Source organism: Terrimicrobium sacchariphilum (genome assembly GCF_001613545.1).
Lineage (GTDB): Bacteria > Verrucomicrobiota > Verrucomicrobiia > Chthoniobacterales > Terrimicrobiaceae > Terrimicrobium > Terrimicrobium sacchariphilum.
In genome coordinates, this window is sequence record NZ_BDCO01000002.1 from 2,194,936 (window position 1) to 2,218,359 (window position 23,424).

Annotated in this window: 26 protein-coding genes and 1 pseudogene; 9 read left to right on the forward strand and 18 right to left on the reverse strand. The window is 58.8% G+C overall.

Annotation, left to right across the window (positions count from 1 at the left end):
• Nucleotides 1–85 precede the first annotated feature (85 nt).
• From TSACC_RS10305 to TSACC_RS10325, 5 genes are read left to right on the forward strand one after another with little or no spacing between them, the layout of a single operon-like run.
• Nucleotides 86–1,123 carry a radical SAM protein gene (locus TSACC_RS10305; protein ID WP_084400363.1) on the forward strand — a complete coding sequence of 346 codons (1,038 nt, stop codon included), beginning with the start codon at nucleotides 86–88 and terminating at the stop codon, nucleotides 1,121–1,123.
• The gene (locus TSACC_RS10310) at nucleotides 1,120–2,292 is read left to right on the forward strand and encodes a radical SAM/SPASM domain-containing protein (protein WP_075079221.1); all 1,173 of its coding nucleotides are present in this window, start codon (nucleotides 1,120–1,122) and stop codon (nucleotides 2,290–2,292) included. The genes TSACC_RS10305 and TSACC_RS10310 overlap by 4 nt, the downstream gene beginning before the upstream one ends.
• Nucleotide 2,293: 1 nt before the next feature.
• On the forward strand, nucleotides 2,294–2,575 hold the full coding sequence (locus tag TSACC_RS10315) for a FeoA family protein (RefSeq protein WP_075079222.1): 282 nt from the start codon (nucleotides 2,294–2,296) through the stop codon (nucleotides 2,573–2,575).
• A gap of 11 nt (nucleotides 2,576–2,586) precedes the next feature.
• On the forward strand, nucleotides 2,587–4,698 hold the full coding sequence (gene feoB / locus TSACC_RS10320; RefSeq protein WP_075079223.1) for a ferrous iron transport protein B: 2,112 nt from the start codon (nucleotides 2,587–2,589) through the stop codon (nucleotides 4,696–4,698).
• Nucleotides 4,695–4,892 carry a hypothetical protein gene (locus tag TSACC_RS10325; protein WP_075079224.1) on the forward strand — a complete coding sequence of 66 codons (198 nt, stop codon included), beginning with the start codon at nucleotides 4,695–4,697 and terminating at the stop codon, nucleotides 4,890–4,892. The genes feoB and TSACC_RS10325 overlap by 4 nt, the downstream gene beginning before the upstream one ends.
• A gap of 15 nt (nucleotides 4,893–4,907) precedes the next feature.
• Here the strand turns inward: TSACC_RS10325 and TSACC_RS10330 are convergent, their stop codons facing one another.
• From TSACC_RS10330 to TSACC_RS10360, 7 genes and pseudogenes are all read right to left on the reverse strand, one after another.
• Entirely contained in the window at nucleotides 4,908–5,981 is a 1,074-nt protein-coding gene (locus TSACC_RS10330) for a transporter substrate-binding domain-containing protein (RefSeq protein WP_075079225.1), read from the reverse strand.
• 84 nt (nucleotides 5,982–6,065) lie between these two features.
• On the reverse strand, nucleotides 6,066–6,662 hold the full coding sequence (locus TSACC_RS10335; protein WP_075079226.1) for a hypothetical protein: 597 nt from the start codon (nucleotides 6,660–6,662) through the stop codon (nucleotides 6,066–6,068).
• A 9-nt stretch (nucleotides 6,663–6,671) separates the two neighbouring features.
• Nucleotides 6,672–7,190 (reverse strand): HIT family protein, encoded by a 519-nt coding sequence (locus TSACC_RS10340; RefSeq protein WP_075079227.1) that lies wholly within the window; start codon nucleotides 7,188–7,190, stop codon nucleotides 6,672–6,674.
• Nucleotides 7,191–7,315: 125 nt separating this feature from the next.
• Nucleotides 7,316–8,404: pseudogene (gene lpxB, locus TSACC_RS10345) on the reverse strand (lipid-A-disaccharide synthase); the annotation flags it as partial.
• The gene (locus TSACC_RS10350; RefSeq protein WP_075079229.1) at nucleotides 8,401–9,375 is read right to left on the reverse strand and encodes a Gfo/Idh/MocA family protein; all 975 of its coding nucleotides are present in this window, start codon (nucleotides 9,373–9,375) and stop codon (nucleotides 8,401–8,403) included. The gene TSACC_RS10350 and the pseudogene lpxB, both read right to left, overlap by 4 nt.
• Nucleotides 9,372–10,184, reverse strand: a complete 813-nt coding sequence (locus TSACC_RS10355) for an LpxI family protein (protein WP_075079230.1) — start codon at nucleotides 10,182–10,184, stop codon at nucleotides 9,372–9,374. Before TSACC_RS10355 ends, TSACC_RS10350 begins: the two co-directional genes overlap by 4 nt.
• The gene (locus TSACC_RS10360; protein WP_075079231.1) at nucleotides 10,181–10,924 is read right to left on the reverse strand and encodes a murein hydrolase activator EnvC family protein; all 744 of its coding nucleotides are present in this window, start codon (nucleotides 10,922–10,924) and stop codon (nucleotides 10,181–10,183) included. The genes TSACC_RS10355 and TSACC_RS10360 overlap by 4 nt, the downstream gene beginning before the upstream one ends.
• A gap of 94 nt (nucleotides 10,925–11,018) precedes the next feature.
• Between TSACC_RS10360 and TSACC_RS10365 the strand changes: the two genes are divergently transcribed.
• Nucleotides 11,019–11,789: an MBL fold metallo-hydrolase gene (locus tag TSACC_RS10365; RefSeq protein WP_075079232.1), complete on the forward strand. Its 771-nt coding sequence runs from the start codon at nucleotides 11,019–11,021 to the stop codon at nucleotides 11,787–11,789.
• On the opposite strand, the gene TSACC_RS10370 is transcribed toward TSACC_RS10365, so the two are convergent.
• From TSACC_RS10370 to TSACC_RS10380, 3 genes are read right to left on the reverse strand one after another with little or no spacing between them, the layout of a single operon-like run.
• On the reverse strand, nucleotides 11,786–12,193 hold the full coding sequence (locus tag TSACC_RS10370) for a DUF6941 family protein (RefSeq protein ID WP_075079233.1): 408 nt from the start codon (nucleotides 12,191–12,193) through the stop codon (nucleotides 11,786–11,788). The two genes, TSACC_RS10365 and TSACC_RS10370, sit on opposite strands and share 4 nt — an antisense overlap.
• Nucleotides 12,194–12,976 carry an undecaprenyl-diphosphate phosphatase gene (locus TSACC_RS10375; RefSeq protein ID WP_075079234.1) on the reverse strand — a complete coding sequence of 261 codons (783 nt, stop codon included), beginning with the start codon at nucleotides 12,974–12,976 and terminating at the stop codon, nucleotides 12,194–12,196. It abuts the gene before it with no gap.
• A 40-nt stretch (nucleotides 12,977–13,016) separates the two neighbouring features.
• Nucleotides 13,017–13,355: a P-II family nitrogen regulator gene (locus tag TSACC_RS10380; RefSeq protein ID WP_075079235.1), complete on the reverse strand. Its 339-nt coding sequence runs from the start codon at nucleotides 13,353–13,355 to the stop codon at nucleotides 13,017–13,019.
• Nucleotides 13,356–13,479: 124 nt separating this feature from the next.
• Here TSACC_RS10380 and TSACC_RS10385 point away from each other — a divergent pair, with 124 nt between their 5' ends.
• Complete coding sequence (locus TSACC_RS10385; RefSeq protein ID WP_269084888.1) at nucleotides 13,480–13,992, forward strand: DUF2062 domain-containing protein; 513 nt, start codon at nucleotides 13,480–13,482, stop codon at nucleotides 13,990–13,992.
• Between the two features lie 160 nt (nucleotides 13,993–14,152).
• Here TSACC_RS10385 and xerD read toward each other — a convergent pair whose 3' ends face one another.
• The 4 genes from xerD to TSACC_RS10405 form a co-directional block, all read right to left on the reverse strand.
• Complete coding sequence (gene xerD / locus TSACC_RS10390) at nucleotides 14,153–15,046, reverse strand: site-specific tyrosine recombinase XerD (protein ID WP_075079237.1); 894 nt, start codon at nucleotides 15,044–15,046, stop codon at nucleotides 14,153–14,155.
• Nucleotides 15,043–15,933, reverse strand: coding sequence for a phosphoribosylaminoimidazolesuccinocarboxamide synthase (locus TSACC_RS10395; protein WP_075079238.1), 891 nt, complete (start codon nucleotides 15,931–15,933; stop codon nucleotides 15,043–15,045). Before TSACC_RS10395 ends, xerD begins: the two co-directional genes overlap by 4 nt.
• A 65-nt stretch (nucleotides 15,934–15,998) precedes the next feature.
• Nucleotides 15,999–17,177, reverse strand: coding sequence for an AI-2E family transporter (locus tag TSACC_RS10400; RefSeq protein WP_237763940.1), 1,179 nt, complete (start codon nucleotides 17,175–17,177; stop codon nucleotides 15,999–16,001).
• A gap of 43 nt (nucleotides 17,178–17,220) precedes the next feature.
• Nucleotides 17,221–18,102 (reverse strand): LysR family transcriptional regulator, encoded by an 882-nt coding sequence (locus TSACC_RS10405; protein WP_075079240.1) that lies wholly within the window; start codon nucleotides 18,100–18,102, stop codon nucleotides 17,221–17,223.
• 63 nt (nucleotides 18,103–18,165) lie between these two features.
• Here TSACC_RS10405 and TSACC_RS10410 point away from each other — a divergent pair, with 63 nt between their 5' ends.
• Nucleotides 18,166–18,606, forward strand: a complete 441-nt coding sequence (locus TSACC_RS10410; RefSeq protein ID WP_075079241.1) for a YkvA family protein — start codon at nucleotides 18,166–18,168, stop codon at nucleotides 18,604–18,606.
• The gene (locus tag TSACC_RS10415; protein WP_075079242.1) at nucleotides 18,603–19,628 is read left to right on the forward strand and encodes a TerC family protein; all 1,026 of its coding nucleotides are present in this window, start codon (nucleotides 18,603–18,605) and stop codon (nucleotides 19,626–19,628) included. Before TSACC_RS10410 ends, TSACC_RS10415 begins: the two co-directional genes overlap by 4 nt.
• Nucleotides 19,629–19,632: 4 nt before the next feature.
• Here the strand turns inward: TSACC_RS10415 and TSACC_RS10420 are convergent, their stop codons facing one another.
• The 4 genes from TSACC_RS10420 to TSACC_RS10435 form a co-directional block, all read right to left on the reverse strand.
• Nucleotides 19,633–20,538, reverse strand: a complete 906-nt coding sequence (locus TSACC_RS10420) for a metal ABC transporter permease (protein WP_275477987.1) — start codon at nucleotides 20,536–20,538, stop codon at nucleotides 19,633–19,635.
• The gene (locus TSACC_RS10425; RefSeq protein WP_075079243.1) at nucleotides 20,535–21,410 is read right to left on the reverse strand and encodes a metal ABC transporter permease; all 876 of its coding nucleotides are present in this window, start codon (nucleotides 21,408–21,410) and stop codon (nucleotides 20,535–20,537) included. Before TSACC_RS10425 ends, TSACC_RS10420 begins: the two co-directional genes overlap by 4 nt.
• On the reverse strand, nucleotides 21,407–22,294 hold the full coding sequence (locus TSACC_RS10430; RefSeq protein ID WP_075079244.1) for a manganese/iron ABC transporter ATP-binding protein: 888 nt from the start codon (nucleotides 22,292–22,294) through the stop codon (nucleotides 21,407–21,409). The genes TSACC_RS10425 and TSACC_RS10430 overlap by 4 nt, the downstream gene beginning before the upstream one ends.
• A gap of 67 nt (nucleotides 22,295–22,361) precedes the next feature.
• Nucleotides 22,362–23,273, reverse strand: a complete 912-nt coding sequence (locus tag TSACC_RS10435) for a metal ABC transporter substrate-binding protein (RefSeq protein ID WP_075079245.1) — start codon at nucleotides 23,271–23,273, stop codon at nucleotides 22,362–22,364.
• Nucleotides 23,274–23,424: the final 151 nt, after the last annotated feature.

Sequence of the window (23,424 nt, forward strand, 5' to 3'; positions counted from 1 at the left end):
AGTTAAGCTGCGAATGAGATTGGATTTCAAAAAATAAGAAAATCTTATTGTTGGTTCAAGACGGGATGCTGTATGATTTCGTCTTATGAACTGGATCTCTTATTGCGATCGCCCGGAAGTGGTCGTGTGGGAGATGACCCGGGCTTGTCGGCTGGCGTGCACTCATTGCCGCGCCGAGGCCCAGCCCAAGCGCGATCCGCTTGAACTGGATACGAATGAAGCCCGGACTCTCATCGATCACGTAGCAGCCTTTTCCCCACGATTTTTCATCTTCAGCGGAGGAGATCCCTCCCGGCGACCCGATCTCGTCGAACTCGTCGCCCACGCCGCCAGTCGAGGACTGCGCGTAGCCCTCAGCCCCAGCGCCACGCCGGATATGCTGGCTCTGGATTTTGAAGCCCTCGCCGAGGCTGGCCTGGCTTGCTTGTCCTTCAGTCTTGATGGGGCTACGGAGGAAACTCACAACACCTTTCGCGGGGTGAAGCGTGCCTGGGAGTGGACGATGCAGGGCATCGCAGCCACTCGCAAGGCGGGCATTCCGTTCCAGATCAACACAACGATCACCGCGCAGAATTATCATGAGTTTGACGCGATGACGACGCTCGTGGAATCCCTGAAGCCCTCCGTCTGGAGCATTTTCATGGTGGTGCCAACCGGCCGTGCCGATGCGCATCAATTGCCCGAGCCCAAGCAGGCCGAGGCGCTTCTCAACAAGCTCTGTGAGCTTTCGCGCCGGGTGCCCTTCGCCATTAAAACGACGGAAGCTCCCCAGTATCGCCGCATTCAGCTCCAGCAGGCTGAGCGTGCCGGGTTGGAACGTCCTCATGTGGGAGGCACCAATGACGGGCGGGGCTTTGTTTTCATCTCGCACCGCGGTGAAGTGTGCCCGAGCGGGTTCCTGCCTGTCTCTGCTGGCAATGTCCGACGTTTGCCATTGCTCCAGATTTATCGCGAATCACCGCTTTTCCGCTCCCTGCGCAATCCCACCGCGCTCAAGGGCAAGTGCGGCCGGTGCGACTACCGCATGCTTTGCGGCGGATCGCGTGCCCGTGCCTTCGCTCTTCGCGGCGACCCGCTCGCTGAGGAACCCCTTTGCACCTATCAACCTAAACCGCAGGAATGATTAATCTGACTCGTCTTTATCTCGGAGCCAGCCAGCCGGCCGACGGCTTGCGTTACGGCACCGGTCATCATCGGCCTTTTGCCTCCGCCCGGGAGCGTCGCCCCGTGGTCGTCTGGAACATCACCCGCCGGTGCAATCTCTCCTGCATGCACTGCTACTCCGACTCGTGCAACCAGAACTACGAGGGAGAGCTTTCGTTTGAGGAATGCAAGGGTGTCATCGACGACCTGGCCGATTTCGGTGTCCCGGCGGTGTTGCTCTCCGGTGGAGAGCCCATGATCCGGCAGGATTTTTTCTCCCTCGCCCGTTATGCGGCCAAGCGTGGGCTGCCTTTTACCCTCTCAACCAATGGCACCCTGCTTTCGCGACCGGCGGTTTTCAGCCTGCGTCAGATGTCCTGCCGCTACGTGGGGATCTCGCTCGACGGTATCGGCAAGGTGCACGACAAATTCCGTGGCCGCGTCGGGGCATTTGAGCGCGCCGTGGAGGGCTTCCGCAACTGCCAGAAGATCGGACAGAAGTCCGGCCTGCGTCTCACCCTGTCCCGCAATAATATCGATGACCTCGACAACGTCCTGAAGTTCATCGAGGACTACGACATTCCTCGCGTTTGCTTCTATCATCTGGTCTTCAGTGGGCGAGGGTCCAATCTCCAACTCGTTGAACCTGAGCGCACTCGCATGGCTCTCGACAAGATTCTCGACAGGATCAAAATCTGGCAGAGCAAAGGAATCGAGCGTGAGGTCCTTACCGTGGATCAACCGGCGGATGGCGCCTACCTCTACCTGCGCCTGCAGGAGGAGGACCCTGCCAGGGCCGACGATGCGTTCAAGCTCATGCAGTGGAATGGCGGCGGCGCCAATAGCTCCGGTGTCGGGATCGCCAATATTGACAGCCAGGGCAATGTGCATCCCGACCAGTTCTGGCAGACCCACACGATCGGAAATGTGCGAGATCACAAATTCAGCGAGATTTGGACTCAATCCAGTGATGAACTTTTGACCGGGCTTCGCGACCGATTGCCGAGATTGAAAGGTCGCTGTGGATCGTGCAGATTCCAGAAAGTCTGCGGTGGCGGCTTCCGGGTTCGTGCAGCGCAGGTGCATAACGATCCTTGGGCCACAGACCCCGGATGTTACCTTACTGATGAAGAAACGCTCGCAGCATAAGATGGATCCAGCCGTTCCCCAGTCGACCGGAGAAACTCCGAAACGCCGTCGTACGGTGAACGATCTGGCTCCCTGCGAGCAGGCGAAGGTAACCGCCATTCATCATGACGAGGGTATGGGCCAGCGGCTGATGTCGCTGGGGCTCGTACCCGGCTGTCCGCTTCAGTTTGTCCGCTCTGCTCCTCTGGGTGATCCTCTCATGATCAAGATCCCTGGATGTTTGCTCTGCCTCCGGCGAGCGGAAGCCCGGTTGGTCGAGATCGAGGACGAAATCGCCGCCTGAGGGAAATAACTATGGGGAATCGCCGCGCCACTACCGGAATCGCGACCATCGCGTTGATCGGGAATCCCAATACGGGAAAAAGCACACTTTTCAATCGCCTGACGGGTTCCCGTCAGCGCATCGGTAACTACCCGGGTGTGACTGTAGCCAAGAAATCCGGGCGGATGGTTCTCGATGGGCGGGAGATCAATGTTCTCGATCTTCCCGGTTCTTATTCACTCGCGGCGAGTTCGCCCGACGAACGAATTTCCTCCGACGTCCTGTCCGGCCGCGGCGAGGACGTGCCGGATCTCACCATCTGCGTCGTCGACTCGCGTCAACTGGCGCGGAGCCTGCAACTGGCTTGTCAGATTGCGGACTTGGGAGTCCCGCTGATCATTGCCCTTAATTTCATGGACGAAGTCGTGGCTTCGGGCCAGTCGGTCAATGCGGCACTGCTCAGCCAGAGGCTGGGTGTGCCGGTCATTCCGATCTCCGCGCGAAAAGGCCAGGGACTTGATGGCCTGTATCGGGCGATCGGCGAGTGTCTGCAGACGCCCGTATTTCTTCGCACTCCGCAGTGGCCGCAATGCGTGAAAAGCGCCACGGAGGTGTTGCGCAATCAGCTCATAACAAACATCCATCTCTCGGATGCGGAACTCCGCCGCATCCTCTTTGATCATCGCTCTTCTTATCTCGACCTGGTGGGATGCCCGGAGAGCGAGCGCAAGCCGATCGTGGAGAAGGGCCGCACTCCCATCCGTGACGCGGGATTTGATCCGTATTCGATCGAGATGGTGGTTTTTCAGAAGCTGATCTCTGAGCTTTTGGAGGGGGTCACTCGTGCGGACAATCATGCGCAGATCCAGATGACGGGACGCATCGACTCGATCCTGACTCATCGTTTCTTCGGTCTTCTCATTTTTGCGGGGCTGATGTTCATGGTCTTTGAGGCCATCTACACGCTCGCGGGACCTGCCATGGACCTGATCGATACGTTATTTTCCTGGCTGGGCGAAGTGGTGGGGAATTTCCTCGCTCCTGTCCCGGTCTTCCAGTCGCTAGTCTGCGACGGTATCATCGCCGGTGCGGGCGGTGTCGTGGTATTCCTGCCGCAGATTTTTCTTCTGTTCTTCTTCGTCTCGCTGCTGGAGGACACGGGCTACATGGCACGGGCAGCTTTCCTCATGGACAAGCTCTTCGGCTGGTGCGGCCTTAATGGCAAGAGCTTTGTGCCCCTGCTATCCAGCTATGCTTGCGCCGTTCCCGGCATCTTTGCCACCCGTACGATCGAGAATCCCCGCGCGCGGCTGGTCACGGTCCTCGTCGCTCCGCTCATGAGTTGCTCGGCTCGTCTGCCGGTCTATCTACTGCTGATCGGGGCATTTATCGAACCCGTGTGGGGCGTCTGGGCCGCTTCGCTGACGCTCTTCGCTATTCAGATGCTCGGGCTCTTCGTCGCCCTGCCCCTGGCCTGGGTGGTGAATCGCTTTATTTTCAAGACACCGAGCCAGCCATTTATCATGGAAATGCCGCCTTACCGTTTCCCGGTGCCCAAGGATGTGCTCTGGCGCATGTGGATGGGCGGAAAGGAATTTCTTCAGCGTGCGGGTACGATTATTGTCGTGATCAGCGTCATCATCTGGGCGCTCCTCTATTTCCCACATAAGCAGGGGGCGCATGACCAGAGTGCCGATCCTGTGGTGCAGGCAGAGCAGATCGAGCAAAGTTTCCTGGGCCGCGCCGGACATGCTTTGCAGCCGATCTTTGCCCCGGCGGGTTTTGACTGGAAAATCACCGTTGGCGTCCTGGCGAGTTTCCCGGCCCGCGAGGTGATTGTCTCCACCTTGGGAATCATCTATCGCCTTGGTGGCGATGTGGAGGATTCAGACGGCGCACTCGCCGATGCTCTTCGCGCCGAGCGCTGGCCTGACGGCCCCCACAAGGGGCAGCCGGTATTCACCCTCCCGGTGGCGCTCGCCATCATGGTCTTTTTCGCCTTTTGTATGCAGTGCTCATCGACCCTGGTGGTCATTGCCCGGGAAGTGGGCGCCCGGTATGCCGTCCTCACCTTTGTCTATATGACCACTCTGGCCTGGGTAGCGGCCGTGGCGGTTTATCAGACGACCTCGTTATTCCTATGAGTCTGTTGGATACAGTCCTTGTCTCGGCCAGCTTGCTGGCCTCGATCTGGTGGATCTGGCACATGGTCAGGCATCGCGGCCGTATCGACTGCTGCGGTGCGTGCAGCGTCAAGCGCAGTGGATGCAAATCCTGCGCCTTCAAGACGGATATCTCGCGGAAGGCGGCAGGGCGGAAAAATCCCGCCCAGCTCTAGCTTCACATTACTTCCCTACTCGGAAGCAGTTCCAAACCACTTTTTCTGGAGATCGGTATTGGCGCCGCTCTCCGAGAGTGCCAGCAGGGCACGGTTGATGCGTTCGCGGAGCGGGCTGTCCTGCTGGAGGCCGATGGCGTAGTTCTGTCGGTCAAAGGCGGGTTCGACGAGTTGAAGCTTGTCGTCGCCATCCTTGGAGACAGCGTACTGGACGAGCGGCGCGTCATAGACCACTGCGGCCACTTCCTTGCGCTTCAACGCGGTAAGGCACTCGGTCAGGGTCGCGTACGGCTTGGGATTCGCCCCATGATTGGTGAGCCAGTTTGCGGCGGTGCTGCCCGTGATCGTCGCCACGTCGCGACCGGGCAAATCTCCCGGTCCGGAGATATCGCCCTTGAGCGTGTTGACGGTGAGGGTGGTCGTGAAAGACGCGGTGAGGAGGGAAACCAGCACGATACTGAGCAGCATCCAGATGATGGCAATGATACGACCTCCCACGCCGACCGGCCCTTTGTTATCCGCGCCGCCGACGAGCAGTGTGCTGATCGTCCACCAAAAGGACTCCCAAAGGCCGTGGCGATAGCTCTTCGGCCACATCTCCTCGTTGACTTTGTGTTCGTACAGCCAGACGAGGTGGGAAATGACGAGCATCACCACGATCAAAAGGGTGAAGGCGCCTACGAGTTTCCAGTTCAGGAGATTTCCAACCAGTTGGAAGATGGTGTCGGCGATGGAAGCTGTCTTTCCCGAGGTGACAATCTGAAGGCCGGATTCATAGAAGGGCTGGGAGAAATCCATGATTTCCTCGCGTTTGGATGTAACGCTCAGCGCACCGACCGCAGCATCCGCCGTCCGATTGGTCAAGGCGTCGACCATCTCCTGGGCGGTTCCCACGACCTGTACGTCATAGTCCATCCCGGCCTCGCGGGCGACTTCCTGCCACAGGTCCATGGCATAGCCGACGCGCCTGCCGTTTTGCTCAAAGGAGAACGGCTCGATATTGCGGGTCACGATGTGGATTTTCTGACTCCAGGCCTCCAGGGTGAAGCTGGAAAAGAAAGCAACCAGAACGAGAAAGAAGCGATTCATGCGGGTAGGGCGGAGCTTGCGCAGATCGCACCCGCTCTCGTCAATGGGTCTCTGCGTCCGGTTGCGGAAAATCGTGCTTTTTTACTATGGAGTGAACTCGTAAGCCTCGGTGATCCAGAAAATCTCGCACGCACCGTTACCGGAATCCCCACGCTCCAAGGAGCTTTTCCATGGGGGTGCTCCGTCCTTGGTGGCTTCCACGAGATAACCTTTGAGGCTCACGAGGGAGTTTTTGCGTAGCGACTGGAGGGTGTCGAGGACTTCGTCATTTGCCGGCAGGCAATGGACGTTCGCACTCTGGGTGGCAAGTTCACCCAGGGAGACAGGACACTCCGCATCGGCAAAGAAATCATACCATCGCCCGGACTGGCCTACTGTCACATGAGACAGTACGGCTGTATCTGACATGCTGCCCCAGCCGAGGGCCAGGTCGATCGGCGCGATGGAGGCGGTGTCGTCAAAGTAATATCGCTTTTTGCTGAGCACACGCGCCCGCATGGCGTAGGAGGCGAGGGGACGGATCGTCCAGCCCTTGGCCTGCCACGCGGGCTGGTCGATGATCTGCTGGTCGGGCTCGTCGGCGATCCGGTAGCCGGCGGGTGGGTCCTCCGCCGGATTGTCGCGGAGAAAGCACCACCAGATCGCCCAGAGAAGCAGCAGGCAGACCAGCAGCCTCTTCATTGAGCCGAATCAACCCTCGAGCGAGCTGCGGGCTTCGCGGAGGCGCTTGTAGAGCGGGGTCAGTCCCTCGGGAATGACTCGGGTGCCGCTGATGGTGGTCATGAAGTTTGAGTCGCCGATCCAGCGGGGGACGACGTGCATGTGAAGATGGTCATCCACTCCCGCGCCGCCAGCCCGGCCAATGTTCCAGCCGACGTTGAAACCTTGTGCGCGTACGCAGATGGTGAGGAGTTGCTGGGCATGGACGCAGAGCTCCCAGGTCTCCAGCACTTCTTCCTCGGTGAGGTCCTGGAGCTGGTTGATCTTGCGATAGGGCACCACCATGAGGTGCCCCGCGGAATACGGGTACTTGTTCATGATGAGGAAACACGTCTTTCGCCGGGCCACCACGAAGTGCTCCTCGTCATCCGGGGAGTTTGCTGCGGTGAGAAGAAAGTCGGGGTCGGAGGTTTCCTTGTGTTCAAAATACTCAACGCGCCACGGGGCCCAGAGGCCTTCGAGGTGCTCGCGGGGAAAGGAGTCGCTCATGGGTGCTGTGCGGTCGGTTGAACGTTTCAGGCTGGAGTCGATGATGCCCCGATTTGCGGGAGATGATCAAGTATCGCTCGCGCCGCTCGTTCGCTCGCCCCGTGCGCATCGAGGGAATTTACGATCGCGCTGACCTTTTCCGTGAGTTCCGTGCGCGCCTGTTCGCTGGCAAGAAGACGCAGGGCCTCCCCGGCGAGAGCCGGTGGCGTGGCGAAGTGCTGGATGAACTCGCGCACTACGTGTGGCGAGGCCTTGGCCGGGAGCTTCGGATCGGGCGGGGGATTTTGGATGTAGTTGTTGAGGATATTGATGATGCCGAGGCAATCGACGTCGACGAGCCTGCTGCCGACCTGGAAGGTCAGCCACGCCGCCTTGTAGATCAGGCAATACGGGAGGCCGAAGAACGCAGCCTCCAGAGTGGCTGTGCCGGAGCAGACGATGCCCGCCGTCGCCCGCTGCATCAGGTCGTGGGCTGTGCCGACGCGGATGGTGAGCGGGAAGTCTCCGGCCTGGGCGTGCATTTGAGCGGCCTGGGAGTCCGAGGCGGCGGCAAGCTCGAAGCGAGTCTGGGGGCGCTTCTCGCGGATGATCCGGCAGGCTTCCAGCATCGCGGGAAAGTTGCGCTTCACCTCGCGCTCGCGGCTCCCCGGGAAAAGTCCGAGCAGGTCGGTCTCGCGCGGCTGGTGAGTTTGCTCTGCCTCAAGCATCTCCAGTAATGGATGCCCGGTGAATACCGTGTGCAAACCGCTGGCCTCGTACATCGGCTGCTCAAAGGGAAACACGCAGATCATCAGATCCAGGATCGGGGCCATCTTCTTGATGCGCCCGCGATTCCAGGCCCAGACCTGCGGGCTCACGTAGTAGAGATTTTTTCCCGGGTAGCCGCGTTTGCGGAGCGCCTTGGCCATGCGCAGGTTGAAACCCGGATAATCGACGAAAAGCACGGCGTCGGGCTTGATGCGGTCGATGTCGCGCAGCATGGCGTCGAACTTCCCGCGGAAGTACCCGTAGTTCTTCAGCACGTCCCAGAGGCCGAGCACTCCGGCCTCTGCGATCCAGTTGTCAAAAGGCGCGGAGGCGTATTTCGCCATCTTCGGTCCGCCCGCGCCGATAAAGGTGAGGTCGGGATCGAGTTGATGGAGGGCGCGGAGGAGTTCCGCGCCGCGAGCGTCGCCGCTGGCTTCCCCGGCGACGACCCAGATGGTGCGCTTCACGAGGTTGCCAGCGCCGCAGCGGCAGCGGCGTTTTTCCGCGGGTCGGCTTCCTGGATGCGGCGTGTGATTTCCAGCGCGATATCCAGTGCGTCGGCGGCTTGGCCGCCCGAGACCTTGGGCTTTGCCCCTTCCCGGGCACAGCGTACGAAGGATTCCAGCTCAATCATGAGCGGTTCGCCGCGCTGGACCTCGACGTTTTCGCGCACGATCTCTTTGCCCTTCTTGCCTTCGATGAGGCGAAAAATCACGCCATCCTGCTTCTGGTAGTCCAGCGAGAGGTATGCGTTTTCCTGGAAGACGCGGATCTTGCGTACCTTGTCCCGGCTGATCCGGCTGGCGGTGACGTTGGCCACGCAGCCGTTCGCGAAATGAAAGCGCACGTTGGCGATGTCCTCGCCCTTGCTGAGCACGGCGATGCCCACGGGGTCCATGCTGACGACGGGACTGTTCACCAGATGCAGGATGATCTCGATGTCGTGGATCATCAGGTCGAGAACCACTCCGACATCCGTGCTGCGGTTGGGGAAAGGCGAAAGGCGCGTGACCTCAAGGAATCGCGGGTTTTGCAGCTTCTGCTCCAGAGCGGCGAGCACGGGATTGAAGCGCTCGATGTGGCCCACCTGCAGCACACAGCTTTTCTGCGCGGCGAGATCGGATAACCCACGGGCCGCCTCAGGCGTGTCGGCGATGGGCTTCTCGATGAGGAGATGTTTTCCCTGCTCCAGGAGATACTTGCCGATCTCGTAGTGCGTGGTGGTCGGTGTGCAGATGGTGGCGGCGTCGACGAGGGAGGCAAACTCCTCCAGCGTAGCGGCGGCGCGGGTCTTGTATTTCTTTGCCACGCTCTGCGCCACGCCAGGGTCGGCGTCGTAGACGGCGGTGAGTTGTGAGTCCTTGAGTTCCGAGTAGACGCGGGCATGGTTGATGCCCATGTGGCCGACACCGACCACTCCTGTGCGAAGCGTGTTCATGAGATTCCGTAGATGGTGATGCCGGCACTTTCCGCCGCAGCGCTCACGCGCGGACGGTCGAGGAGCAGAGTGCGGCCGGCTTCCACTCCGATGATTTTGATTTTGGCGGCTTTCGCCGTTTCGATGGTGAGTTCCCCGACGACGGGAACGTCAAAGCGCATGTCCTGCCCGGGCTTGGATACCTTCACCATGGTGCTGCCATCGCGACCCAGGGCTCCACCGCGCTTGATGCATTCGTTGGTGCCCTCAAAGGCCTCAACGGCGAGGACTGTGCCATTGCGGACCACGACGGTCTGGCCAATGTCCAGGCGGCTGCTTTCCTTGGCAATCTCGTAGCCGTACTCCACATCCTCGACATGACGCTTCTTCAGCGCCGGTCCTGCGATGTGGCCTTTCGGAGCGATATGGTTGTCGAGGAAGGTGAGGGCGGGGAGAAGTTGGATGCCGATCTTGGCGAGTTGATTGGCCACCTCGCCGAAAAGCGTTTCGGCATTGCGGCGCTTGAGCTTGGCGAGAAGAATGAGGGCCTGGAGGTCCGGGCGCAGGTCAAAGAGATTCTTTGGCGCCAGTTGCCCGGCCATCATCGCGTGGCTCGCTCCGGATTTCTTCGCGGCGTCGAGCATCTTGCCGAGCTGTCCGACCCGGAGCATGCGCACCTCGTCTGCTGCAGCGATCGTCGACTGCTCCGTTTCGCCTTCGAAGGCGGCGAGGGAAATTCGACCGACTCCGGCGGCGCGGGCTTCTGCGATGACGAGGCCGGGATACTTGCCGCTTCCGGCGATGAGAAAGAGGGAGTCAGGTGTGCTCAAGGTGCGGAAAAGAGATCGTCGAATCGATTGACCCGGAAAGGCTTTGTTCCCTCCGGTTTCGGTTTGTCCTTCAGCAGGCTCTTGGGCTGGTCTTCGGAGGAGGAGGCACTCCTCGCCTCGACGCTGAAGGTATTAATGGGGATCATCGTGCTGCGCCCGCCACCCGGGAGTTTGCGACGGGTGGAGATGAATGCACTCGGGATGTAGTAGCACGTCAGGTCGCGGGGGAACCCGCGCTGGTTGAAGCCGATATTGAGATTCTTGCGGATCTCGAAATGCAGGTGGGCCGGGTAAAGCCCGTGAGCGGTGCCGATGGTGCCTACCTGCTGGCCGCGGACGACCTGGGCATTCTCCTTCACCATGATCTGGTCGAGATGAGCATAGACAGAATCGGCGAATTTTATCTGGCCCTCTTCGATGTAGGCGTGCCGGATAATGACAAGATTGCCCCAGCCCATGCGCATGTCGCGCGCGAGGACCACATAGCCATTGGCGGTGGCATAGACCGGCTTGCCCTTGTCGGTGTTGCCCCCTCCGTCGCCATTCCAGTCCTCTCCCATGTGATAACGAGCCCGGAACCCGCGGCTTTTATAGTATCCGTCGGCATCAGGTTTACCCACTGGCTGGTCAAAGCCATCCGCCACCCGGGTACGCGCAGTCTGCACCGGGGGCGCAGCGATGAGTCCCGCGACGAGGAGCAGAAGACAAAACCAGTATCCGTGTCGTCGCAGGGAAGACATTACCCGGTAATTTCTAGTTATGACGGGGCAGGGCTGCAACCTTTTCGGGCTACTCGCTTGCTAGGACACCCATTGTCGGCGTAGCACTTTGCGCATGGCGACGATCACTTTCCTCGGGACAGGGCATGGCGGTGGCGCTCCGGGACGTTTCCAATCCAGCATCCTCCTCCATACGGATGGCGCTCGCATCCTTCTCGATGCCGGGGAGCCGTGTACCTATTCCCTTCTTAGCAGGGGATTCGCCCTCGACGATCTCGATGCAGTCTGGATCACGCACGCACATTGTGATCATACGGCTGGTATTCCTATGTTGCTTCAAGCGAGTAAGATACGTCGACGGAGTCGAGCTTTGCCGCTCGGGCTGCCCACTCATCTGGTCGAGCCGCTGAAGGCTTGGTTAAGGGCGTCGTTTCTTCCCATCGAGCATCTGAAGTTCCCTCTGGATATCTTTACCTGGAAAGCGGGGGAGGCGGTTACCTTCCAAGGGACATCGGTTATCCCGAGACATACCAGTCACCTCGACCGGTATCAGGACGAACTGCAGGACAAATCTATCGAGTCGTTTTCCTTTGATATTCAGGCGGAGGGAAAGAGGGTCGTTTATACCGGTGACATAGGCGGAGCCAAAGATCTCGAACCCCTCCTTACGGAACCGGTCGATCTGCTAATCTGTGAACTCGCCCACTTGTCTCTTGCGGATTTGCTGGCGGCTCTTGCCTCTTCCAAGGTGGGCACGCTCTGCCTCACGCACGTCGTTGAGCGCGATGGGCTGGATCGGGCGGGAATCCGCCTCCAGTGTAGCCAGAGGCTTGATCAGGTGGATTCAGTCTACCTGCCGGACGATGGCGAGCAGATCGAGTTCTAGTTGGCAGCAACGTTCTGCTGCGGGCGTACGACTGGCAGCGGAAAGCGGAGCTTCAACTCATCGTCGACGCGAATCTCGACGTGATAGATGCCGTATTTGGGAAACTGAATGCCACCGAGCACGTGGACATTCGTTGCGTGTGAGTCCAGCCCGGTGAGGGAAAACTCCACCTCGCTCTGCGCGATGGGCTGGTCATTGTCGCAATCCAGGATGAGCGAACGTTGCTTGAACCGGCCCACTCCGCCGCACCAGCGTGTCCAAATGCAAAGCTTGAAGAACCCGATAGGCGTCGTGGGGGCGGGGATGAGACCGATGATCCCCACGAGAGTTTGCTGTCCGCTGACTTCAGCGCGGACGTCTTCACAGAGCACGGCGGCCTGGAGATCGGGAATGATGGGTTCCATTTATTTCGGCCAGAGGGCCCACAGTAGCACCAGACCGACAACGATGCGATAAATGCCGAAGCTGACAAAGGTGTGGCTCTGCACGTAGCGAAGCAGCCATTTCACTGCGAGGAAGGAGACGATGGCCGAGGCGATCGTCGCGAGGAGGAGAAGGGACCAGTCCTCATGTCCGCCGACTTTGAGCTCTTTGTAAATCTTGAGAGCTCCCGCTGCGAGCAGGGTGGGGATGCCCACCAGGAACGAGAATTCTGTGGCGGCGCCACGGCTCAATCCTAGGATCATCGCGATCATGATCGTCGATCCAGAGCGGGAGAGCCCGGGAAAGATGGCCGCGAGCAACTGGCCGACGGCTACCGCGACGACGATGAGCCAGGTGATGTCTGATCCGAGCTTCTTCCCCTTGAGGAGGCCCTCCACCGCGATGAAAATCACACCACCGATGATCAGGGCCAGTGCCACCGGGAAAACTTCCTCCGGCAGCTCAAAATGCATCTTGTCGAGGATGAGTCCGCCTACGCCGGTAATGAAGAAACAGGCGAAGATTTTGAGCGCAAAGTCGCGGCTTGCGGCCTCGCGCCAGCGCAGAAGCATCTCGATCCTACTGCGGAATAACGGTAGCACCGCTATTACCGCACCACACTGGATGACGACGTTAAAAAGGTCGCTCTGCTTCGCATTGAGCCAATGCTCAACAATGAGGAGATGACCTGTCGATGAAACCGGGATGAACTCGGTAAGGCCTTCAACGATACCGAGAATGACGACTACCAGCCAGTCGGGCATGGAAGTGTGGAGATAACCCTGCCGCCTCTAGACTGGGCGACTAGATCGCCGAGTCGCCCGTCTCTTCGGTACGGATGCGGACAGCCGTCTCGATCGGAAGGACGAAAATCTTGCCATCACCGATCTTGCCGGTTTTGGCGGAGGCGGAAATAGCCTGAACGGCCTTCTCAACCAGGGAATCAGCCACGACGATCTCAAACTTGACCTTCGGGAGGAAGTCCACCGTGTATTCACTGCCGCGATAGATCTCGGTATGGCCTTTCTGACGGCCAAAACCCTTTACCTCGCTGACGGTCATTCCTTCAATCCCAACTTCGGCAAGAGCCTCTTTGACGTCTTCCATTTTGAAGGGTTTAATGATCGCCTCAATTTTCTTCATATCACAGGGTGTTTATTCAGCAGAGAGCAAGTTGGCAAGAAGAGATGCCCCATCGAGGAGTATCAGATGACGATGTTTACAAGGCGGGAGGTCTGTTGTGAATCCGCGTGAATGGCGGAGGAGTGTGGCTGGCAAGTACTTGCGACATCTCCCCAGGATCAAACACATTCGTGGAACCTGGTTGCATCGCCGCCTCGGAGATCGACTTTTTAATTTGGAAATGTGGCAGCCGCAGCGAGAGCGTTTTGCCGCCGGATGCGCCATCGGGGTGTTTTTTGCGATGATCCCCTTGCCATTTCAGATGCTCGGAGCTGCGGTGATCGCATATTTTGGACGCGTCAACATCCCGGCAGCTATCGCCCTGACCTGGCTGACGAATCCGCTGACCGCCGCGTTCTTCGTCTATCTCGAGTACAAGATCGGGAATTTTATCCTCGGAACGGCAGCCGGCGAGCCGACGGGGAATCTTTTTGAATTGATCAAACGCGCGCCTTTTCCCGTTCTTACTGGAGCGGGCGTGCTCGCGATAGTTTCTGCGATCATCAGCTATCCGGTCGCCCTCTGGGGTTATGATTGGGTGGGCCGGAGATTCCTTGCTCCTGTGAGAAAGAATAATGCGCCCAAGTCCCAAGCCTAGACAGGGACAGCAGGATGTTCACTTTGCCGCGTTCATGCGTTCACCGCGTTAGCACATGGTGGTGTGCGTGGGGCGATTTTTAGTCCTCAGTATTTCACTGCACCTTCGGCGTGTTCCGGATGTGTAGACAGGGCTGCTGAGCCGGAAAAAACGGATACTGCTAGGCGCGAGGATGAAATTTGCGGTGCACCTGTTTCAGGCGCGAGGAATCGACGTGCGTATAGATCTGGGTCGTCGAGATGTCGGCATGACCTAGCATCTCCTGGATGATGCGAAGATCCGCCCCACCTCCCAGTAGATGCGTGGCGAAACTGTGGCGAAAGATATGCGGGTAAACGGTTTGGTCGATCTGAGCGATCGACGCGTAATGTTTCACCAATTGCCAGATGCGTTGAGGGGTGAGTCTTTTGCCGCGAACGGAGAGGAAAATTTCCGCGCCCGTCTTTTTTGCGACGAGGGCAGGGCGTTCCTCGGTGAGATAGGATTGGAGTGCCTCTATTGCCTTTTGACCGACGGGAACGAGACGCGTCTTGTTGCCCTTGCCGGTGACACGGATGAAGCCCTCCTCCAGATGGAGGTTCTCCAGCCGGGCGTTGCAGAGTTCGGATACACGGAGTCCGCTGGCGTAAAGGAGTTCCAGGATGGCGCGGTCACGTCTTCCGAGCTCGTGGTTCGTGTCGACGGCTGAGAGGAGTCGCTCGACGTCCCTCGGGTTGAGGGTTTCCGGGAGATAGCGTTCGATGCGGGGGGTTGGGAGATTCTCGGCAGGATCATGTGGGATGATCTGCCGAAAATGCAGGAAACGAAAAAAAATGCGTATTGCGACGGCCTCTATCTTTACCGAGGCGGCGGCGAGGCCGGCTCGTTTGCGCCATGCGAGGTAATCCGTGATTGTTGCCGGCGTGACCTTGCCTAGAGTCAGTTTTGCATGACTCTCCAGCCAACTGGCAAACGACTCGAGGGAACGCCGCGTCGAAAGCTGATAGTTGTCGGAGAGTCCTCGCTCGGTGGCGAGATAGAGGATGAAAGTATCGATGGCCTCGGGGGCCGTCATTGTGCCTTGAACAGGCTGCGTCCCGTGAGCCTCTCGAAGGCCTCGAGGTATTTTTCCGAAGTGCGGGTGATCACATCCGCGGGAAGGGACGGAGCAGGAGGCTGCTTGTCCCAGTCGAGCGTCTCGAGGTAGTCGCGGACAAATTGCTTGTCGAAGCTCGGCGGGCTGCCGCCGGGAGCAAACTCTGCCTCGGGCCAGAAGCGCGAGGAGTCAGGCGTGAGCACTTCGTCGATGAGGAGGATTTCATCCTCAAAGACGCCAAATTCAAACTTCGTATCCGCGACGATGATTCCTTTTTGGGCGGCGTAGGCTCGGCCGTGTTCGTAAAGCTCGATGGAGCGGTCGCGTACCTCATGCGCCACGTCGTCCCCGAGGATGCGGCGACATTCCTTCCACGTGATATTTTCATCATGGCCGGTCTCGGCTTTCGTGGCGGGAGTGAAAAGCGGTTCCGGCAGTTTGTCGCCCTGGCGGAGGCCGGGAGGGAGAACGTGGCCGCAGATGGTGCCGCTGGCCTGATATTCTTTCCAACCCGATCCGGCGATGTGACCTCGTACGACGCACTCCACGGGGAGAGGCGAAGCTTTTCGTACGATCATCGAGCGTCCGGTCAGTTCGGCTTCGAATGGCTTCAGGATCTCCGGGAACTGGCGAAACTGCGACGTGATGACGTGATTGGGTACAAAATCGAGCTTGTCGAACCAGAAAGACGAAATCTGCGTCAACACCTCGCCCTTGTGCGGTATCGCGTTGGGAAGGATGCAGTCGAAGGCCGAGATACGATCGGTCGCGACAAAAAGGAGGGTTTCACCCAAATCAAATACTTCGCGTACCTTGCCGCTTCTCAGTTTCGGGATGCCAGGGAGGCTGCACTCGAGCAAATCCATATGACGCCTCGTTGACTACCCTTGCAAAGGCTTCCTGACAAGCGCGTAGAACGCACCCGGTCGTATCAGGATTTGCGGCGGCCCTTTGGACGGGAGGTACCGCTTTTGTCTTCGCTCTTTTCTGGCGAGGCATGGCGGTCTGGTCGGGGGGATGGGCGCAGTTCCCCGACCGGAGGGAGAATGTCCTTGAACGCTGCGCCATAGATTTCCCAGGCGAGGAGAAACAAACCGCAGACCACCGGCCCGATGACGAACCCTATCGGTCCGAAGAGAAACAATCCCCCGAGTGTGCCGATGAAAATCATGAGATCGTGCATCTGGGCGTCCTGCCCGACGAGGCGAGGACGCAGGACATTGTCGATCGTGCTTACCACTGTGGCGCACCAGATGAGCAGGAGGGTTGCAGGCAGAGCCTGGCCAGCGACGTAGAGATAGATGACCGCAGGCACCCAGACGAGGCCGGCACCGACGCCTGGGATGACCGACAGGATCACCATGATGACGCCCCAGAAGGCCGATCCTCCTATGCCGGCGAAGAAGAACCCCAGCCCGCCAAGTGTTCCCTGCAGCAGACCGATCAAAAGCGTGCCCTTGATCGTGGCCCGAGAGATCGAGATAAACCGCTCGAGGATGCGCTCTTCGTCATCGTGGGCGAGCGGCATGTAGTAAAAGATCTTCGCCAGGATCTGCCGGCCGTCCTTCAGGAAAAAGAACATCGCATAGATCATGATGAAAAACTCGAGGAGGAATCCCGCCGTGCCCGCGGTGAAGCTCGATGCGCTGCTCACGAGATAGGTGCCCACCCCCCGGATAGCGTTACTGACGCTATTGACGATCTCCTTTTGGCTGGGGGCGAAATCCTCGGCGAACGGAAAATGGTCGACGATCCAGCGATTGGCGTCGAACGAGGTGGCCGAGCCGAAGCGATCCTGCAACCAAGGCAGCGCGCGATCGCTCACCGTCACCGCCTGCTGAACGGCGAGTCCCAGCATGGCGCTGATCGGACCTGCGATGATGATGAAAAGGACGAGCAGCGTCGCGATCGAAGCCAGCCCTCTGCGCCCGCGGAACAACCGGACAAACCAGTTGAACATCGGCGTACACAGGCCCGAGAGGATCGCCCCGATCATCAGGGGCCGGAGGAGAGGCCAGGCCAGCGCCAGAAACAGTCCCGAGACAACGGCGACGAGCAGCACGACAAATGCTGTCCGGAATTTGCTGCCATCGACCGCTGCGCGCTCCAAAATAGTCTCCTGATCCGGAATGTGTGGGGATTCGGCCACCGAGTCAACGCCGTTCGCGTCCTGTAATGGCGAGAATGGCTTCGTTTCCTACTTTCCTCTCGACCGAGACCGCGAAGAACTCTGCACGGATGCCCTTGACTGCTCCCAGCATCGTCAGACCATAGCTCTCGCGAGCCTGCTGGAGGACGTTTTGATGGATGGGAGCGATGCCGATGCCGTCTGCAGCGAAATCCTTGAGCAACGCTGTGTCGTCAAACTCTGCCACTATCCGGGGAGTGATTCCCTCACGATGAAACCACGCGTCCAGTTCTCTCCTTAATGGCATGGCGGGAGTGGGGAGGAGAAACGGAGCACCCTCCAGAGAATGGGGGAACTTTTTTCCAAACCGACGGGCGATGATGGGAGCGGCGCACAGGCTGATCCCACACGCGCCCAGTTTGTGGTGAAACGTGCCATGAGCGATCTCTCCGGAGATCTGTGTATCAGTCAGCAGGATATCGAGGCGATGCTGCTTCAGGCGCAGCACCAGGTCCTCAAGCACTCCCTCATGGCACACCAGCCGGACCGATGAGCCGATCGCAAATACCGGACGCAAGAGTTCCCGGGCGATGAGCTTGGGCAGGGAGTCTACGATGCCGACATTGAGGCGGTTGGGCTTTGATTCCATCCCTTGCGCGAAGGCGGCCTGCAACTCCGCGCCGAGGCCGAAGATTTCCTCCGCATACTCCATGGCGACGCGACCTGCCGCCGTGAGAATGAGTTTTCGACCGCTGCGCTGGAAGAGCGGTTCACCCAGCGACTCCTCCAGTTGATGGATCTGGGTGCTCATGGTTGGCTGCGTAAGGTGGAGCTTTGCCGCAGCCGCCCGCAAGCTTCCTTCACGTGCCACAGCCCAGAAAATCCGGAGATGGTGGTAGTTCATCATTGGTTAGATTTTATCTAACGGATCGTTAAAAACATCGTAATATTCAAACGATAAATCCTGGGTATGCTTTCCCCCATCGTGAAAGCAGCAACGATCGATGAGTATATTGAGAATGCAGCTTCGGGGATCGTGCCGGGCGAATTGGGGCGCCTGGCCGATCTCTCGGGGCGCTTGTGGGATAAGGTTACCGAGGCCGATCCGGTCCGGCATCCCCGTCTCCAGGCGCAGGCCCGCATTCTCGAGATACTTCTCGTGACGTATCAGCCGCGCTACGATGAGCTTCCCTCAGATGAACGGCGTGCCCTGGGCGAGCTCGGCGTGGCGGCATCCTACCTGCTCAAGGGGTACGACGTGATTCCTGATGAGGTGGAGGAAATTGGCTTCGATGACGATGCTTTTCTAGTCGACGCCGTCTTCAGCCGTAACCGTGATGTGATCGAGCGTTGGGTCGCATCCCGCCTCGAACGTTCGATATCCGCTTCGCTGTTCGCCCCGAGCCGATGACACTCTTTCCCTTTGAACACTACTGGGGATTTTATGCGGCCTTCTCCGCGTTGATTCTCGGATTGCTCGCCCTTGATCTCTTTGTCTTTCACCGCCGCGCTCATGCCGTGTCGATGAAGGAGGCGGCGGGATGGAGCGTCTTCTGGGTCGCCCTGGGACTCATCTTTGGCGTCGGTCTTTACTATTACAGCCTTTCCAGCTTTGCCGGGAATCCGGCCATGGCGGGGATGAACCATGCCGCCATGGCTGGACAGGCGACCATTGAATACTATACCGGCTTCGTCATTGAGAAGGCTCTGGCGGTCGATAACCTTTTCGTCTTTGTGATGATCTTCGCCTATCTTTCGATCCCGGCGGAGTTTCAGCATCGGGTTCTGTTCTTTGGCATCCTCGGCGCGCTCGTGTTCCGGGCGATTTTCATCGCGCTTGGGGCGGTCCTCTTCCAGTTCCACTGGGTGGTGATTTTCTTCGGCGTCCTCCTGATCCTGACCGGCATCAAGATCCTCCTCGTGGCGGATACGAAGGACGATCCTTCGAAAAACCCGATAATCCGGTTTCTCATGTCGCGTTTGCCCGTGACAGCGATGGATGGTCAGAAGTTCTTTGTCCGTAAGGCGGGCAAGTGGCTCGTCACGCCGTTGTTTGTAGCACTCATATTCATCGAGGTCTCGGACATCATCTTTGCCGTGGATTCCGTCCCCGCGATCTTCGCCATTACGAAGGAGCCGCTGATCGTGTTCACCTCGAATGTCTTCGCCATCCTTGGCCTGCGTGCCATGTATTTTCTGCTCGCGGGGGCGGTCGACAAATTTCACCTTTTGAAGTACGCGCTTGGCGTGATCCTGATCTTTGTCGGCCTGAAAATGGCATGGCTGAACGAAGCTTTCGGAGGAAAGTTTCCGATCACCTGGTCGCTTGGCATCATTCTCGGCCTGCTGGCTGTTGCCATCACAGCATCGCTGGTACTGGCGAAAAAGACGGAGGCGGGGATTGTCCCGGCCAATCCTTCCCGGGACGCCTGAGAAGCTATCTGGCGGGTGCCCGGACCTTCGATGCCGCCGAGCGCTCCCGAGTGGCGGAGAGAAGCCGTCTGGCCAGTAATCCGCGTCTGGGCGCAAACGTCATGGCGAGGAGGAACAGGAGAGCCAGTACGAGCACGATGCAAGCTCCGGTTGCTCCGTTGATGAAGTAGCTGACATATACGCCGACGATGCTGGACAGGACCGCCGAGCCTACGGCTATCTGAAGCATGTGCGTGAACCGGTGGCTTAACAAAAACCCGATACAGCCTGGAGTGATGAGCATCGCCATCACAAGGATGATGCCGACGGCCTGGAGAGAAACCACGATGGCCAGCGCCACGAGCGAGAGCAGTGTGTAGTAGAGTCGCGTGGTGTTCAGCCCGATCGATCGGGCGTGGTTCGCGTCGAAGCAGAATAGCAGGAGATCTCTGCGCAGGAGCAGGATTGCGAGCAGTGTGAGTCCGCCGATGACTGCGGTCTGAGCGATGAGTGATTGCGAGATGCCGAGCAGACTCCCGAAAAGAATGTGGTTGAGGTGTACGTCGGTTTTGACCTTGGTGAACAAGACCAGCCCCAGTCCGAAGAGGCCCGTAAAGACAATTCCCATGACGGTGTCTTCCTTCACGCGACTATGCGATTTGATGAAGCCTGTCGCGGAAGCGCACAGCAGCCCTGCAGCAAATGCGCCCACGGAGAGAGGTAGTCCCGCGATGTAGGCGAGCACGATGCCAGGCAGCATCGCGTGCGAGATGGCGTCACCCATCAACGACCAACCCTTCAGTACGAGGTAGCATGAGAGCATCGCACAAACGACGCCCACCAGCGCCCCCACGCCGAGCGCCTCGAGCATGAACTGGTGCCGGAATGGCGCGGCCGGGTCCTGGAGAAACAGTTCGATGGCTGCGTTCACGCCGAAACCTCCCGGAGTGTGGTGGTAACCGCTTTCCGACCAGCACGCCTCGCCGCGAGCATCCCGTGTTTGGGAGCAAAGGCGAACGCCAGGAGGAATAGTGTCGTCTGGAGAACCACGATACATCCCCCGACAGAACCATCGAGGAAATAGCTGGCATACGCTCCGGCGGCGGCTGTCAATACACCCATTGTCGACGCGATGCCTAGCATCCTTCCAAATCGGTCGGTCAGCAGATAAGCCGTTGCGCCGGGAGTTACGAGCATTGCCACGACGAGGCAGGCACCGACCGCCTGGAGGGCAGCCACGGCAACGGCGGAGAGAAGAGACAGCAGGATAAAGTGCAGCGCAGTGGTGTTGAGCCCGATGGAGCGGGCCTGGTTCGCATCAAAGCAGAAAAGCAGAAGATCCTTCCATTTTGCCAGCAGCACAGCCATGGCGATGCCGCAGATGGCGATCGCCTGGAGGATGTCAAAATCCGCGATGCCCAGCATGTTCCCAAAGACGATCGTGCGGAGATTGAATCCCGTGGGATATAGCGAAATGAGAAGCAGACCCAATGCGAAGAAGCTCGTGAATACGATGCCTATCGTTGCATCCTCGCGAATAGGCGTCTTGGCTTTGACAAAGCCCATGGCAGCCGCGGCCAGAAGGCCCGCGAAGAACGCACCGACGGCAAACGGCAGACCGAGCATCAACGCCAGCGCCACGCCCGGCACGACGGAATGGGAGAGGGCATCTCCCATCAGAGACCACCCCTTGAGCGTGACGAAACACGAGAGGAATGCGCAGACGCCTCCGATAAGCGCACTCACGAATATCGCCTTGAGCATGTACTCGTAGTGGAACGGAATGGTCAGTTGCTCGATCATGAGTCCTCTCCCTGTTTCCTTTCCTCCGCGAGGCGGTGCTCCAGATGGCCGCCGCGTCCCAGCACTACGGGGCGTTCATCGTCGGTCAGCAGAGTCACTGCCCGTCCGTCCGTCTCATCCACGGTGGATTGGTCGAACTGGAACTGCCGCAACACACCACCGAAGGCAAGGGTCAGGTTGGCCTGGGTGAAGACCTCCTCCGTCGGGCCAAATGCCAGTACCGTGCGGTTAATCAATACGACCTGGTCGCAGAACTCCGGCACGGAACCGAGATTATGCGTCGACACAAGCATGATGTGCCCGGCCTCTCTCAGCTCACGGAGAAGCTCGATAATGGCGGCTTCGGTTTTGACGTCCACTCCGGTAAATGGTTCATCAAGCAGGATGACTCGTCCGCCTTGTGCGAGGGCGCGAGCCAGGAAGACACGCTTCTTCTGCCCACCGGAAAGCTCGCCAATCTGGCGGTCCCGAAAGTCCCACATCTTCACCCTCTCAAGACTTTCCCGGACCAGGCGTTTGTCCTCCGCACGCGGGGTGCGCAGGAAATTCATAAATCCGTACCGGCCCATCATCACCACGTCCCACACGCTCACCGGGAAGGTCCAGTCGACCTCCTCGGACTGCGGGACATAAGCGACCCAGCTTTTCTTTTGTGCCTCCTTGACGGGGCGTCCTCCGATCGTGACCGAGCCTCGCGATGGCCTGACGAATCCCATGATCGCCTTGAAGAGAGTGGATTTTCCGCTGCCATTCACGCCGACGAGCGCACAGATGGACCCGCTTCTGAGATGAAACGACGCATCATGGAGCGCGGTGTGTCCATTGTTGTACGTCACGGTGACGTCGCTCACATGGACGTCCAGAGAAGTTGACTTGCTGGTCATTTCGGTCCTTTCCGGCCATTTGTCCCGAGGGAAGGATTGGGAATCATTGCCTTTCGTTGTATTGACTTCACTTCCCGGTGAAGCCTTTGACGATGGTGTCTGCGTTGTACTGGAGCAGTTTGAGGTAAGTCGGAGCCGGGCCCTCCTCGGCCGTGAGAGAATCGACGTAAAGCACGCCGCCGTATTTCGCCCCGGTTTCCTTGGCGACCTGGAGCATGGCCTTCGGGCTGATCGTGCTTTCGCTGAATACGACGGGAATTTTGTCTTTCCGCACCGTATCGACGACTTTGCGCACCTGTTGCGGCGTGCCTTCCTCGTCGGCATTCACGGGCCACAGGTAGAGCTCCTTCATGCCGTAGTTGCGGAGGAGATAGGAAAACGCGCCTTCACAGGAAACAAGGGTCCGCTGATTTTCCGGGATCTGGGCGAGCTTCTCGCGCACCGGTTCGTCGATAGCCTTGAGCTCCTTGGTATAGGCCGCAGCGTTGGCGTTGTAGGTTTCCTCATTGGCCGGGTCGATCTGCACCAGCGCCTTGCGGATGTTCTCCGTGTAAATAACCGCATTGGCCGGGGACATCCAGGTGTGGGGATTCGGTTTTCCATTGTAGGGGCCTTCCGCGATGCTCATCGGTTCGATCCCCTCGGTGAGTACCGCGACCGGAACGCCCTTCACGCTTTTGAAGAACTTTTCGAACCAGCGCTCAAGGCCCATGCCGTTATAAAGCACCAGATCGGCCGCCTGCGCTTTGACGATATCCAGTGGCGTCGGCTCATATTCGTGAATCTCCGCGCCGGGCTTGGTAATCGACTCCACGATGGCTTTGTCGCCAGCGACATTCTGAGCCATGTCCTGAATGATGGTGAAGGACGTGAGAATTCGCTTCGGTTTTACGGGTGAAGTGGTGTCTGCCGCAAACGCACCTGGCAGAGTCAGGCCGATAATCGCGACGTACAAAAGAGTGTGATGTCTGGTTCTCATGGATTCATCTGTCTTCCTGCTTGTTGAGCGCGATGGGTGTTTGCGTCAAAATGTAGCGTTAGCTACAGGATGAAGATATGGCTACTTGCGGCAGTATGATTTGTCAACGGTCTTTTCCCGCGTCCGGAATGCGGATGGCCGACTCAGCGCC